Annotated in this window: 11 protein-coding genes and 1 pseudogene; 11 read left to right on the top strand and 1 reads right to left on the bottom strand. The window is 42.5% G+C overall.

What is annotated here, in order from left to right; genetic code table 11:
* Positions 1 to 77: 77 nt before the first annotated feature.
* Positions 78 to 2,965: pseudogene (locus SB660_RS12760) on the top strand (5'-nucleotidase C-terminal domain-containing protein).
* A 46-nt stretch (positions 2,966 to 3,011) separates the two neighbouring features.
* Positions 3,012 to 3,578, top strand: a complete 567-nt coding sequence (locus SB660_RS12765; RefSeq protein WP_058014450.1) for a class D sortase — start codon at positions 3,012 to 3,014, stop codon at positions 3,576 to 3,578.
* Between the two features lie 36 nt (positions 3,579 to 3,614).
* Here the strand turns inward: SB660_RS12765 and SB660_RS12770 are convergent, their stop codons facing one another.
* Positions 3,615 to 4,523 (bottom strand): RluA family pseudouridine synthase, encoded by a 909-nt coding sequence (locus SB660_RS12770; RefSeq protein ID WP_268498195.1) that lies wholly within the window; start codon positions 4,521 to 4,523, stop codon positions 3,615 to 3,617.
* A gap of 109 nt (positions 4,524 to 4,632) precedes the next feature.
* Between SB660_RS12770 and SB660_RS12775 the strand changes: the two genes are divergently transcribed.
* The 9 genes from SB660_RS12775 to SB660_RS12815 all read left to right on the top strand — a co-directional run bounded on the left by SB660_RS12775 (position 4,633) and on the right by SB660_RS12815 (position 14,042).
* A complete protein-coding gene (locus SB660_RS12775; protein WP_034663751.1) occupies positions 4,633 to 4,983 on the top strand; it encodes a DUF5365 family protein in 351 nt (116 codons plus the stop codon).
* 310 nt (positions 4,984 to 5,293) lie between these two features.
* Positions 5,294 to 5,959, top strand: coding sequence for an HAD family hydrolase (locus SB660_RS12780; protein ID WP_012009393.1), 666 nt, complete (start codon positions 5,294 to 5,296; stop codon positions 5,957 to 5,959).
* Between the two features lie 15 nt (positions 5,960 to 5,974).
* On the top strand, positions 5,975 to 7,513 hold the full coding sequence (locus SB660_RS12785) for a bifunctional GNAT family N-acetyltransferase/carbon-nitrogen hydrolase family protein (RefSeq protein ID WP_012009394.1): 1,539 nt from the start codon (positions 5,975 to 5,977) through the stop codon (positions 7,511 to 7,513).
* A 127-nt stretch (positions 7,514 to 7,640) separates the two neighbouring features.
* Positions 7,641 to 8,057, top strand: coding sequence for a VOC family protein (locus SB660_RS12790; RefSeq protein WP_339165357.1), 417 nt, complete (start codon positions 7,641 to 7,643; stop codon positions 8,055 to 8,057).
* An 87-nt stretch (positions 8,058 to 8,144) separates the two neighbouring features.
* Positions 8,145 to 9,062 carry an AEC family transporter gene (locus tag SB660_RS12795; protein WP_058014444.1) on the top strand — a complete coding sequence of 306 codons (918 nt, stop codon included), beginning with the start codon at positions 8,145 to 8,147 and terminating at the stop codon, positions 9,060 to 9,062.
* Between the two features lie 32 nt (positions 9,063 to 9,094).
* The gene (locus SB660_RS12800) at positions 9,095 to 10,687 is read left to right on the top strand and encodes a PucR family transcriptional regulator (protein ID WP_339165359.1); all 1,593 of its coding nucleotides are present in this window, start codon (positions 9,095 to 9,097) and stop codon (positions 10,685 to 10,687) included.
* Between the two features lie 244 nt (positions 10,688 to 10,931).
* Positions 10,932 to 12,272: an aspartate aminotransferase family protein gene (locus SB660_RS12805; RefSeq protein WP_339165361.1), complete on the top strand. Its 1,341-nt coding sequence runs from the start codon at positions 10,932 to 10,934 to the stop codon at positions 12,270 to 12,272.
* 183 nt (positions 12,273 to 12,455) lie between these two features.
* Positions 12,456 to 13,013 carry a glycerol-3-phosphate responsive antiterminator gene (locus tag SB660_RS12810; RefSeq protein ID WP_034663739.1) on the top strand — a complete coding sequence of 186 codons (558 nt, stop codon included), beginning with the start codon at positions 12,456 to 12,458 and terminating at the stop codon, positions 13,011 to 13,013.
* A 213-nt stretch (positions 13,014 to 13,226) separates the two neighbouring features.
* Positions 13,227 to 14,042 carry an MIP/aquaporin family protein gene (locus SB660_RS12815; protein WP_061407218.1) on the top strand — a complete coding sequence of 272 codons (816 nt, stop codon included), beginning with the start codon at positions 13,227 to 13,229 and terminating at the stop codon, positions 14,040 to 14,042.
* The last annotated feature ends 2 nt before the right edge of the window (positions 14,043 to 14,044 follow it).

A 14,044-nucleotide genomic window follows, 5' to 3' on the forward strand; every position in this document is an offset into this window, starting at 1 on the left:
GTTTTACATGAAATCCATTCAACATCAATATTTACTTTGTACACTATGAGAGATGAAGCGCAAAGGGGAGAGGTCTAATGAGACGAATGCTATCTATTCGAATGATTTGTTGTTTGGTTTTGGTGATCTTTAGTTTGCAATCCTTATTGCCTGGCATGTCCGCAGGGAGCGAGGTCAATGCATCTGAAAAGAAAGAAATGGTGTGGAAACAAAAAAAGATTGTGCAGATCAAAAAAGCCCGTCAGCTCATAGGAGAGACTGTGACGGTGAGCGGAATTGTGACAGCAGATCAATCAGCTGTTGGCAATGGGAAACTGTCCACATACATTCAAGACAAATCAGCTGGAATCAATGTTTATTCAGCGCAGCCCAATCACTTCCCGGAACTAAAAGCAGGGATGAAGGTGACAGTGACTGGTAAAATCACGTCTTATAAAGGACTGATTGAAATTGTGCCAGATCAAGGCAGTCTGAAGATAGATGCTGTGAAGCAAACCTTGCCAAAGGCGAAGCGAGTGTCTGTGAAGCAGCTAGAAACGGAACAAGCCGGTAAACATGAAGGAAGACTAGTAAAGCTCAAAGGCTATGTAGAGGCAAAACCAGCGCAGCCGGCTGGTGGTGGATACAATGTGGTGATCATTGATAAAAAATATCACAGCACCACTCTGAGAGTGATGGTCGATACGAATGCGATTGATAAAGTAAAGACAGGGAAATGGTACGAGTTTACAGGGGTGTTAAGCAGGTATGATACGCTGCAGGTGCTTCCAAGACATAAGGATGATATCAACCTGCTGAAACGCCAGCCAAAGCCGCCAAAGATGAAGAAAGAATACAAAGCAACGGTTGACCGTGTGGTGGATGGAGATACGATTCATCTAAAGAAGCCCGTTTTAGGTACAACAAAGGTGCGCTTTGTGAATATGGACACGCCTGAAACGTATCATCAGCCAAAAAGCGAATTAGACAAAAACCAATTGCGTTTTGGACAGCAAGCAACTGACTATTTAAAAACACTGCTTTCGAGTGGTGACCAGGTCACATTAAAGATTGGTCCTGAAGCAAAGGATAACTATGGACGTCTTTTAGCTCAAGTGAAAACCAAAAAAGGGTTAAATACAAATCTAGAGCTTGTGAAAAAAGGATATGCTCCTACTTATTTCATCTGGCCAGTAGGAGATGAAAAGGAGTATCATACGTATCAAAAAGCAGTAAAAGAAGCAAAGGAAAAAGGACTGGGCATATGGAACGAAGCGGACCCTCTCTTGGAACAGCCGTTTGAATTTAGAGCACGTGAACAGAAAAAAGGACTGACACGCTATGTTGGTGACTCATCTGTCAAAACCTACGTGTCCCCTGACAAATGGAAAGAAATCGATGTGGACAAACGGATCTTTTTTGCTTCCAAAGAAGAAGCAGAACAGGCTGGTTATCAGCCTGTAAAGGATGCGGACGACGTACCATTAACGATTTTAAGTATGAATGATTTACACGGTAAAATTGATCAAGAATACGAGCTGGATCTAAAAGGTGATGGCAATAAAGGCATGTATGGACGAATGGATTATGTCGCGGCCTATATGAAGCAAAAACAAGCAGCGCACAAAAATACGATTACGGTCCATGCCGGAGATATGATTGGCGGGAGCTCTCCAATATCTTCTCTTCTACAAGATGAACCAACCGTTGAACTCATGGAGAACATTGGATTTGATGTGGGCACGGTCGGCAACCATGAATTCGATGAAGGGGTAGACGAGCTATTGCGTATCTTAAATGGCGGAGATCATCCTAAAGGCACAAAGGGGTATGATGGACAGAACTTTCCGCTCGTTTGTGCGAACTGTGAATACAAGGATACTGGCAAACCGCTTTTACCAGCTTATGAAATCATCGATGTCGATGGAATCCCAGTCGCATTTATCGGCGTTGTGACCAAGTCAGCCGCAGGAATGGTCATGCCAGAAGGGATTAAAGACATTCAGTTTACAGATGAAGTCAAAGCCGTGAATGAAGCCACGAAGGAATTAAAACCATAGCGGTTTTAGCTCATATGACAGCCTCTCAAAATGGAGATACAATCACTGGAGAGAGTGCAAAGCTTGCCAAAGAAGGTGATGATGAAATTGACGTCATCTTTGCAGGGCATAATCACGAAGTGGTCAATGGAGAGGTCAATGGAAAATTAATTGTGCAAGCCTTTGAATATGGAAAGGCGATTGGCGAAGTCAATGTGACACTTGACCGTAAAACGAAGGATATCGTCAAAAAGAGTGCGAAAATCCAGTATATAGATCAAGCAGGTATAGAAAAGGACAAGGAAGCAGCAGACATCTTGGCACATTACGGGAAAGAAGTGGAGCCGATAATTAGTGAGGTTGTTGGAGAAGCCGGGGTCAAAATGGAAGGCGGCTATTCAAATGATGGAGACACGCCGCTCGGTAATTTGATTGCGGATGGTATGAGATATTCAATGAAAAGTGACTTTGCCATGATGAATGGAGGCGGCATTAGGCAAAACCTTGAAAAAGGGCCGATAACGTGGGGAGATCTCTTTAATATTCAGCCATTTGGCAACGTTTTAGTCAAACTAGAGATCAAGGGAAAAGACTTAGTAGAGATCATAGAAGCACAAATTTCTCCACAATTTGGACCAGATTATAGCATTTCAGGCTTTTCATATTCCTATGATCCGGTAACATATAAAGTAGTCGACTTGAAGCTGCCAGACGGTTCAGCTGTAGCTCTTGATCAAACGTATACACTCACTGTGAATAACTTCATGGCAACTGCAACTGGCAGTAAATATGCACCAATAGGCAGGCTGGGGCAAAACCCTGAAACAGGCCCAGAAGACTTAGAAGCGACTGTCGATTTTGTGAAAAGCTTTGAGGGAGCTTCCATTGTGTATCAAAAAGAGGGACGAATTCAAAAAGCAAAACAAGAAGAAAAAGCAGCAAGCTAAAGAGCGTATCATCTAAGAGAAATGGAACAAGCAAAGGAGTTTAAGCATGAAAAAGTGGCTTGCACTGACTGTGATGACAGCTGGGATTGTGCTTCTCGGCTGGGGAATTTGGCAAATCGCATCGACTCATCTTCAAACAGCCCAATCATTAGACGAAGCGAAGAAGGTCGTGGCGGACGATCAAGGGATGTCCAAGAAGCAGTTTGCTCCTGAAATGGGGAAAGCCTCTGGCATCCTGACGATTCCAAAATTAAAAGCAGACCTTCCCATTGTCGAAGGGACGGATGCCGATGACCTTGCGAAGGGAGTAGGACACTACAAAGACAGTTATTATCCGGATCAAAATGGACAAATCGTCCTTTCTGGCCATCGTGACACGGTGTTTCGCCGGACAGGCGAACTGGATATTGGAGATCAACTGAAAATCACTGTGCCGTATGGTGAATTTATATATGAAATCACACATACAAAAATTGTCGATCAGCATGATACATCCATCATTACATTGCAGAATGAAAAGGAAGAGCTCATATTAACCACATGCTATCCTTTTCATTTCGTCGGCAATGCGCCAGAGCGGTATATTATTTATGCAAAAAGAGTGTCTGAATAAAGAAAAAGAGCCTGCGTATGAAAGCAGGCTCTTTTGTTAATGGATGATTTGACTCATGAGCTGGTCCATATCAGGTGGTAGAGGTGCTTCTATGATTAGATGCTCGCCTGTAAAAGGATGTTTCATGTCTACTTGCTTGGCGTGAAGAGCACACCTGTTGATGTATTCACGAACTCCGTCATATAATGTATCCCCAACTAGTGGATGCCCGATACTGCTCAGGTGAACACGAATTTGATGCGTTCTACCCGTCTCTAATTGAAGTTTAACCGCTGTTAGTTGCAGACGTTTATTTATGTCCATGACCTGAAAATGAGTCACAGCTTTTTGCCCTGTAGGGGAGATTCTTCGTTTGACTGCATGGTGTTTGTCACGGCCGATCGCTGCATCGATGGTGCCTTTCTTCTTTTTGAAAAGTCCCTCTGCGATGGCGATGTATGTACGTTTGATTGTTTTTTTAGAAAGCATTTGATCAAGAGCCGCATGGGCTAATCTATGCTTTGCAAATATGACGGTGCCGCTCGTGTCTTGATCAAGTCTGTGGATATGTCTTACCCGCTTTTCTTCTCCATTTGCTTGAAAATGGAACGCCACAAGATTTGCCAGTGTGCCTGTTTGTCCTTGTTCATTCGGATGAGTGGGTCGTCCGGCAGGTTTTTGCACAATTAATAAATGCTCGTCTTCGAAGAGTACCTCTAATTCACCGTATTCCGGTGTCACATCACTTTCTTCTGTTTCAAATAAATCAATGATGATCTGGTCGCCTTGACTGACTTTAGCCGCGTGATGGGCAGGCTTTTGATTTAAACGGACTTTTTGATGCTCCATCCAAAAATGAATAATTGGTTTTGATGCAGATACGGCCGTCTTTAAAAAATGACTGAGTGATGTGTGATGATACTGCTCGTCTACTTTGAGTGAGAGCGTGTGTCCTTTTATGATCATGATATCCGTTCCTCTCTATGGGTATATATAGGAAACACTTACCTTGGCGAACGCCTTTTTTTCTGTGCTATTCTGAATGGAGAAATAACGACAGAGAGGTAGATGTCACGTGAGATTAATGAAAGCTGCTACAGACCTGCAAGAGCAGGCAATTGAAGAAATATCAAAGGATGTTGAAGATCTTCTTTCTCATGCTGTCAATGGACAGCAGCGGGATATGCGTCAAAAAGATCGCTCCCTTACCTTTATTGATGGCGTATATAACGGGACGATGGATGATGCTTTTCGTATTTTATCGGGACTTCAGCTATTACATACCATTATTGTAAAACCGAAACGTCATATCACCAAACGTGATCGTGAGTTATTCGAGCGAAACCGTGAGCAGGTCAATGCCTGCGGCTTTTCTTTTCCGTTTGATCTAGACGATTTTGCCAGTCGTCACCTTCAAAATGCGTAAAAGATGGTGTGAACTTCCTTGTTAACTTACAAGGCCCTCGCACATACTATTTTTAAGGGAACGGAGAAACCTTTAAGATCTGTAATACCAAACCCGCTCTTTTTCAACATTGCCTATTTCTCCACGAATCGGAGCGCTTGGATCTCTTGCAGAATAAACCGAACACGGGTAGGAGCCTGACAAAATGGTGCAGGCTCCTTTTATACATAATCATTTTAGCAGACATTCATCTTTGAAAGTCAATTTTATTCACGATATGATAGCATGGAGTATATGTTTAAGACTTTTGTAAAAAAAAGGAGTGGCCTCGTTGGTAAAGGCGATTATATTTGATTTTGACGGATTAATTTTAGATACAGAAACACATGAATATGAGGTTTTACAAGAAATGTTTGCGGAGCACGAGTCAGATCTGCCTCTTTCTGTATGGGGCAAGGTCATTGGCACGCAGGCAGGCTTTAAGCCATTTGAATATTTGGAAAAGCAGCTAGGGAAGACGCTGGATCATGAGACACTCACAGCAGATCGGCGTTCTCGTTTTCAACAAAGAATGAAGGACGAATCAGCAAGACCTGGCGTAGAAGCTTATTTAGAAGCAGCAAAGGAGCTGGGGATTAAGATTGGACTTGCTTCCAGCTCAGACTATAAATGGGTGTCTGATCACCTGAAGCAGATTGGTCTTTTCGACTACTTTGAATGTATCCGCACGTCAGATGATGTGGAAGAAGTGAAACCAAATCCAGAGCTCTATTTGCAAACCGCACGCTGCTTAGGGGTAGAACCAAAAGATTGCGTGGCATTTGAGGATTCTGTAAATGGATCAGTAGCTGCCAAACGCGCAGGCATGAAATGTGTCATCGTCCCAAACAAAGTGACGAGCACGCTGCAATTTGAAGAATATGATGTCAGATTAGAATCCATGGCTGAAATCGAATTGCTCCAGCTATTCCATCAGCTTGAAAAAGAGGATCAGTAAGGGGGCAAATACATCATGGCAGAAAAACTAGACTTAACGCGATTTGAAAAAAGAATGGTGATCCGTAATATCCGGGAAGAGGATATTGACCGAATCATTGCCTTGCAAGAGGTATGCTTTCCTGGCATGGATCCTTGGAAACGAGAGCATCTTGAAAGCCATCTTGAGCATTTCCCAGAAGGGCAGTTTTGTGCTGAATTCGAGGGGGAAATTATTGGCTCTTGTTCAAGTTTATTAATTAACTTTGATGAATACGATGATCGCCACACGTGGCAGGACATTACAGATGATGGGTACATCACAAACCATAATCCTGATGGAATGAATATGTACGGAATCGAAGTCATGGTGAGTCCTGAATACCGACGAATGAAAATTGGACATCGTTTGTATGAAGCAAGAAAAGACTTGGCAAGAAGATTAAATTTAAAAAGCATCATCATTGGCGGGCGCATTCCGAACTATCATAAATACCAAGAGGAAATGACGCCTCGCCAGTATGTCGAGCAGGTCATGCTTCACCAAATTTATGATCCTGTTTTATCTTTTCAGCTGTTAAATGAATTTAGTCTCATGCGGATCAATCCGAATTACTTGCCAGATGATAAAGCATCCAGCACATATGCGACGTTAATGGAATGGAACAATGTCGATTATCGCCCGCAATCGAAAAGGTATTATAAATCGGCGTTCCCTGTTCGAATTTGTGTAATTCAATATGCAATGAAACAAATTCATTCCTTTGAAGAATTTATGAACCAGGTCGAGTATTATGTGGATGTCGCATCAGATGCATCAGCTGACTTTGCCGTATTCCCAGAAATTTTCACGACGCAGCTCATGTCTTATTTAGAAGAGCGGTCACCAAGTCTTGCCGTGCAGCGGATCACGGAATATACAGAGGACTACATCAATTTGTTCACAGACCTTTCTGTGAAATATAACATTAATATCATCGGTGGTTCCCACTTTGTAGAAGAGGAAGGGAAAATCTACAATATTGCCTATTTATTTAGACGTGATGGAACGATTGAAAAACAATATAAGCTTCACATCACGCCAAATGAAAGAAAATGGTGGGGGATTTCAGCAGGTGACCAAGTCCGGGTATTTGATACGGATTGCGGCAAAATTGCGATCCAAATTTGCTACGATATAGAATTTCCTGAGCTTGCACGGATCGCAGCGGACAAAGGAGCGAAAATTATTTTCACTCCGTTCTGTACAGAAGACCGCCAAGGCTATTTAAGAGTACGTTACTGTGCACAGGCGAGAGCAGTTGAAAACCAGATTTATACCGTTATCTCTGGAACAGTTGGCAACCTTCCGCAAACCGAAAATATGGATGTTCAATATGCACAATCGGCTATATTTGCCCCATCAGACTTTGAATTTGCAAGAGATGGGATTGTAGGAGAGTGTAATCCAAACATTGAGATGGTCGTCGTAGGTGATGTCGATTTAGAAATTTTAAGAAGACAAAGACAAGATGGGACTGTACGTCAACTGAAAGACCGAAGAAGAGATGTGTACCATATTGAATATAAGAAATAATGAAGGAAGCGCCTATCGTTGAGGCGCTTCTTTTTGATGACATCAGATTTTTTCAATTGACAAAGGGATGCTGGAGAAAAAGCTGAATATACTTAAAGGAGATTATGTGTTCAAGAAGGAGAGGAACATGAGGCGACAATCTAAACATTTGTATATCAATTTGCCGGTAAATCATGTGAAGGAATCTATCGCTTTCTTTGAGCGGCTGGGTTTTGAATTTGAGCAGCAGTTCACGAATGATCAGGCGGCCTGTTTGGTCATTGATGACACGATCACCGTCATGCTGTTATCTCTTAGGCATTTTCAATCTATTTCAGAGAAACAATTAGTGGATGCAAAAAAAGCATCAGAGGTGATTATCTCTATGCGCGTTCATTCACGGGAAGAGGTCGATGAGCTTGTCGAGCAGGCAATGGCGGCAGGCGGTTCACCGTTTAAGGAGAAGCAGGATCATGAGTTCATGTATGGATGGAGCTTTCAGGATCTAGATGGTCATTTGTGGGAAGTGTTTTATATGGATGAGGAAAGAAGCGGCCTTTCATAGGGGTGCTTCTTTTTTATTGTTTATCAGTGGTATGATAATGAGGAGCAGAAGGAATCTGGAATTCAACTAGAGAAAAGTAGGTGCAGCATGGAGTTTTTACTTGTCTTACTGCCAGTGTTCGGCATATTCCTGATCGGGTATATCGGGCAGAAGGCGATTGGTTTTGACATACATACGCTCTCATCAATGTCTTTATATTTAATGTCACCATTTCTTGCGTTTGAAACCTTTTATCAAAACAAAGTGTCGATGGACTATGTGTATTTATCCATTTTTGTTGTCGGGCTTTGTCTTGCACTTATTTTATTTGTTTTTATTTTATCTCGTATTTATGGGTATTCGAATGAAACGTATTGCGCCATGATTCTGTCGTCAGCCTTTATGAACAATGGAAATTATGGCACGCCCGTTGTGCTACTTGTCTTCGGAGCAGCAGGATTGGATATTGCGATCGTGTTGATGGTGCTGCAGCAGCTTGTCATGAGTACAATCGGCATGTATTATGCAGCAAAGGGCGGAGAGGATGCAGGAGATGGAAAGGTCGTCTTGAAAAAAGTGCTGCGTATGCCAGTTGCTTACGGGGCGCTCATCGGTCTATTATTTCAGCTGATTGACCTTTCATTACCTAAAGAGCTGATGACGGGTATTCAGCTTGTGGGGAATGCTGCCATACCGACGATTATGCTTATTTTAGGCATGCAGCTTGCCGTGATCTCTTTTAAGCAAGTGGATTATCGCAATATTTCTTATGCTGTATTGCTGAAGCTGTTTATCTCCCCACTCATCGCATTTGGCTTTACGCTTATTTTACCGGTAGATGATATGGTGAAACAAATTATGATTTTAGTGGCAGCGATGCCGACAGCAGCAAATACCACGCTGATGGCTGTACAATTTCGAACGAAGCCTGAGTTTGTCTCAAGCACGACATTTCTCAGTACAATCTTAAGTATCGTGACATTACCAGTTTTATTATGGATTTTATCCATGCACCCTCTGGGATAGGGGATAGGCGGCAAACAAAGGGGGACATATGAATGAATGTAGATGTTCATTTCCAAGTGAGTGACGTGTTGAAAACGAAGCATTTTGCGCATGCAAAAGTGTTAGCAGGGGAAAAAGGATTGTTTCGGCAGGTCAAATGGATACATGTGTTAGAAGTTCCTGATGTAGAGGATTTATTAAATGGCGGCGAGCTTATATTAACAACAGCCGCAGGCTTCCATGATCAACTGGATGTGTTTCAAGCGTTTTTACGACAGTTGATTGATTCAGGGGCGGCCGGCTTGTGTATTGAATTTGTCCCGCTAAGATTCGAAGTGCCAGAAGAATTACTGACTTATGCAGAAGAGAGAGATTTTCCGCTTATTCTGTTTACAAAAGAAGTGAAGTTCGTCAACATCACGCAACATCTTCATACGATGATGATCGAGCGTCAGTATCAAATGATGGCTGATTTAGAAGCATTGTCATCAAAGCTAAATGAGCTTTTGCTGACTCCGCATCCGCAGATGGATATTTTGGATCAAGTGTATCAGCATGTAAGGGGGATTCTTTTACTCCTCCCTGTTCAGGGCGAGCCGATTATTTTATGCGATTCTTCCAAACAAACGGAAGAACTGGTCATGAATTATTTGCAGTTTGCTTCCGTGCCAAAAGGATACGAAGTGACACAAAAACAAGTGCTTGCACTCAAACAAACATTTGCAGATCTTGTGCTCATTCATCAAGCAGACACGCTCTCTGAATTTGAACTGCTTGTGATGGATAAAGGAGCGAATGCTCTAGCCCAGCAAACATTAAGAGAGCTTTATACAGAAGAACTGAAAAAGACAAAAGAAAATGAATGGCTGCAAAAATGGTTTCAAGAAGAGCATACAGAACAAGAGATTATAGAGCACCTTGAAGAAACAGAAGGGGTGAAAAAGCCAACTGGCTGCGTCGTCTTGCTCTTTCAAAAGCATCATCAAATTGAAGAAATCGCAGGGAATCTTTACTTTCTTGTCTCTTGCCGCTCTATTTTTCAGCGTGCTGGTTTCCATCTGATTGCATATGAGCATCAAGAACAAACCTTGTTTATTTTACTAAACACGAGAAAGAAAGAGGACTGGAAAGAGCGTGCGGAAAAGGCTGCAAACGACATCAAACAATTGTATAATCGGGAGCAGCCCCGAGGGGCCGAGATCAATTTTGGTATCGGTCAATATTGTGAAAAATTTCAGCACATGAGAAAAAGCTTTCAAGCAGCCAAAGAATTGCTGCATTTAAAAAAAGTGATGCCTCAGCGGGTGGAAAGCCCATTTTACCAAGATCTACATATGCTCCGTCTCATGCCTATGATGAAGGAAAGCGGTCTGCTTGAATGTATGGTGAAAGAGTATTTAGAGCCCGTGATTGTATACGATAATCAAAATAGCGGGAGACTCTATCAAACGCTGAATATCTTTTTACAAACAAACGGTTCTAAAAAAGAAACCGCAAGCCAGCTTTATATTGTCAGGCAAACTCTTTATCATAGACTGGATAAACTGCATGCCTTGCTCGGTGAGGATATGATGAAGGCGCCAAAACGACAGGCGCTTGAATTTGCGATTCTTGCTCATGAATTCCTGCAAGGAAATAAACGTTAGCGATTTTGCCAAGGCATTAAGAAAAGTGTCTTATGATGGTGTTCAATCAGTTGACGATCTGTCTAATGTAATCGGCCTGACCCCTTTCTTATAATGAAAGTATCGATTGGTTCTCTTTTACAGGCGTTCTAGTGCCAGTTTCATAAGCCTCACGTTTCATCCATATAATGAATGGAGCGGCAATGTGCTGCTGAACTGGTCTAAGCTTCTTTAATGATGAAAACGGATACATGGGGGCGGGAAGATGAAAATACATGAGCAGGCTCAAAATCTTCAGGCGAAAGATGATCAGTTGATTTGGCATCATATGAAAGGGACAAACAAGGAAAATGAAAGTATGGTCATTCACGAGGCAGAAGGTGCTTGGGTGACAGATATTCATGGGAATCGCTATTTAGACGGAATGTCAGGCCTTTGGTGTGTAAATGCCGGATATGGCCGGAAAGAGCTTGCAGAAGCGGCGTATAAGCAATTAAAGACAATGCCTTACTATCCGCTTACACAAAGCCACGTGCCGGCGATTCAGCTGGCTGAAAAGCTAAATGAGTGGCTTGGCGGAGATTATGTCATCTTCTTTTCTAACAGCGGTTCTGAAGCCAACGAAGCTGCATTTAAAATGGCTAAACAATACCATGCGCAAAAAGGAGAGAGTACTAGGACAAAGTTTATCTCCCGGTATCGGTCGTATCACGGCAATACAGCAGCAGCTCTTGCCGCAACCGGTCAAGCGCAGCGTAAATATAAATATGAACCATTAGGTCAAGGCTTTATTCATGTCGCACCGCCTGATATGTATCGTCATCCTGAGGATCAAGAGAATCTGGCAAGTGCTGCGGCAATAGATCAGGCCATGACGTGGGAACTAAGTGAGACGATAGCTGGGGTCATTATGGAGCCGATCATTACGGGCGGAGGTATCCTAATGCCGCCAAAAGGGTATTTGAAGAAGGTCAAAGATATCTGTGAAGCCCATGGAGCGCTTCTCATTGTAGATGAAGTCATCTGCGGATTTGGACGGACAGGGAAGCGGTTTGGTTTTATGCATGAGGAAGTAAAGCCGGATATTATCACCATGGCAAAAGGGATCACAAGCGGTTATTTACCACTTTCTGCAACGTGCGTGAAACGAGAAATCTATGAAGCCTATGCAGGAGAAGATACGTATGACAGGCTGCGCCATGTGAATACATTTGGCGGTCACCCTGCTTCCTGTGCGGTGGCACTTGCGAACCTAGAGATTATGGAAAACGAGCAATTAGTGGAACGGTCCGATGCGCTCGGCCGGGATATGCTTGAACGTTTGCAAGAGTTAAAAGAACACCCATTTGTCGGAGATGTCAGAGGAAAAGGGTTGCTGTTTGGCATTGAGCTTGTTCAGGAGCAACAATCCAAAAAACCAGCTGAACCACATGTCGTCGGCCAATTGATTGCTGAATGTAAAAAACGCGGGCTGATCATCGGGAAAAATGGGGATACAGTGGCCGGCTATAATAACGTTGCCCAGCTTGCACCGCCGCTTAATATAACAGATGATGACGCCTCATTTATCATCAATACCTTAAAAGAAAGCATGGCACAGCTATAGCAGAGAGACTTCTCTGCTTTTTTTTATTGAATAAAAGTTTGCTTTTCATCATTTTGAGCTAGTTCTAGGAAGGTGATGTGAGATGAAAGCGGTATTGGGCACACTACGTGTATTGAAAAATAGAAGAGTTTCTATTACTGTTAGGAGAAGACTGATCCAATACACTTTTGAAGGAGACGGCTTATGAGTTTTCATGATCAACCCATTTTACCTGCTGTGCGCAATATGAAGCAATTTGAGGAATTTTTAAAAAGTCCATTTACATATGGTGTTTTACTTGATGTTCATTTAGGCCGGCTTAAGGGCATCATGAATGAGGCAAATGCTCATCACAAAAAAATGTTTGTCCATGTTGATCTCATTCACGGGATTAAACATGATGAGTATGGAACAGAATTTATTTGTCAGGAAATGAAGCCAGCAGGAATTATTTCTACTAGGTCTTCTGTCATAGTAAAAGCCAAGCAAAAAAAGGTATATGCCATTCAGCGAATGTTTTTACTGGATACAAGTGCCATGGAAAAAAGCATGGAGTTCGTTGGGAAACATCGTCCAGATTTTATTGAAGTATTGCCGGGCGTCGTGCCAGATTTAATTACAGAAGTGCGCGAGCGAGCTGGGATCCCGATTTTTGCAGGCGGATTTATCCGTACAAAAGAAGATGTAGAAAGAGCGCTTGAAGCAGGGGCTACAGCTGTGACGACCTCAAATACCACCCTTTGGAAAGCGTTCCAAAAGTAAAAAGATAAAATGTGAATATTTATTGACAACGTTTTCATCCTCTGATACTATAGCACTAAGTTAATATCATGTGATGGAGAAATGGAGATCCACAACAACGCTTTACTAGGTGACAAATGACCCTAATGTAAAGTATGTTTGTTGTGGATCTTTTTCTTTATCTTTTCTACACATTCATAGGGGATGGCAACTGAACCAGAGGAGGAATTTTTCATGACACCATTTTGGGGAGAAGTCGTAGGTACAATGCTGCTCATTATTTTTGGAGGCGGTGTGTGTGCGGCAGTTAATTTAAAGAAATCACTCGCATATCAATCCGGCTGGATTGTAATCGCTTTCGGATGGGGATTTGCAGTAGCCATTGCAGCATATGCAACTGGTGGAATCAGCGGAGCGCATTTAAACCCCGCACTCACAATTGGGCTTGCGCTAGAAGGAAGTTTTCCTTGGGCTGATGTTCCAATGTATATTGTTGGTCAAATGCTTGGCGCATTAATAGGGGCTACTATTGTCTTTTTACATTACTTACCGCACTGGAAAGCAACAGATGATCCAGGTGCAAAACTAGGTGTATTTTCAACTGGTCCTGCGATTCCGCATACTTTTGCAAACGTACTTAGTGAAGTCATCGGTACATTTGTATTAGTTCTTGGAATCTTAGCGATTGGTGCAAATAAATTTGCAGACGGAGTCAATCCGCTGATTGTTGGTTTCTTAATTGTTGCAATTGGTCTTTCTTTAGGTGGAACAACTGGTTATGCAATTAACCCTGCACGTGATTTAGGTCCGAGAATCGCACATGCGATCTTGCCGATTCCAGGAAAAGGTCCATCGAATTGGAAGTATGCTTGGGTGCCAGTCGTTGGTCCAATTTTAGGCGGGGCATTTGGCGGTGTTTTCTACAATGCAGCCTTTAAAGCGAACGTCACTCCAGCCTTTTGGATTGTAAGCGTTATTTTAGTTGTGGTATTGTTAGGACTCTATGTCACTACGAAAAACCAAACAAATGCTGTAAATGAAAGTATGTAAGG

Source organism: Bacillus sp. SIMBA_005, assembly GCF_046535585.1.
Classification (GTDB): Bacteria; Bacillota; Bacilli; order Bacillales; family Bacillaceae; genus Bacillus; species Bacillus pumilus.

Bases quoted from the DNA above. Each gene is read 5' to 3' on its own strand.
- SB660_RS12770 (WP_268498195.1), bottom strand. From the start codon at position 4,523: ATGATCATAAAAGGACACACGCTCTCACTCAAAGTAGACGAGCAGTAT.
- SB660_RS12765 (WP_058014450.1), top strand. From the start codon at position 3,012: ATGAAAAAGTGGCTTGCACTGACTGTGATGACAGCTGGGATTGTGCTT.
- SB660_RS12805 (WP_339165361.1), top strand. From the start codon at position 10,932: ATGAAAATACATGAGCAGGCTCAAAATCTTCAGGCGAAAGATGATCAG.
- SB660_RS12785 (WP_012009394.1), top strand. From the start codon at position 5,975: ATGGCAGAAAAACTAGACTTAACGCGATTTGAAAAAAGAATGGTGATC.
- SB660_RS12790 (WP_339165357.1), top strand. From the start codon at position 7,641: ATGAGGCGACAATCTAAACATTTGTATATCAATTTGCCGGTAAATCAT.
- SB660_RS12815 (WP_061407218.1), top strand. From the start codon at position 13,227: ATGACACCATTTTGGGGAGAAGTCGTAGGTACAATGCTGCTCATTATT.
- SB660_RS12810 (WP_034663739.1), top strand. From the start codon at position 12,456: ATGAGTTTTCATGATCAACCCATTTTACCTGCTGTGCGCAATATGAAG.
- SB660_RS12800 (WP_339165359.1), top strand. From the start codon at position 9,095: ATGAATGTAGATGTTCATTTCCAAGTGAGTGACGTGTTGAAAACGAAG.
- SB660_RS12795 (WP_058014444.1), top strand. From the start codon at position 8,145: ATGGAGTTTTTACTTGTCTTACTGCCAGTGTTCGGCATATTCCTGATC.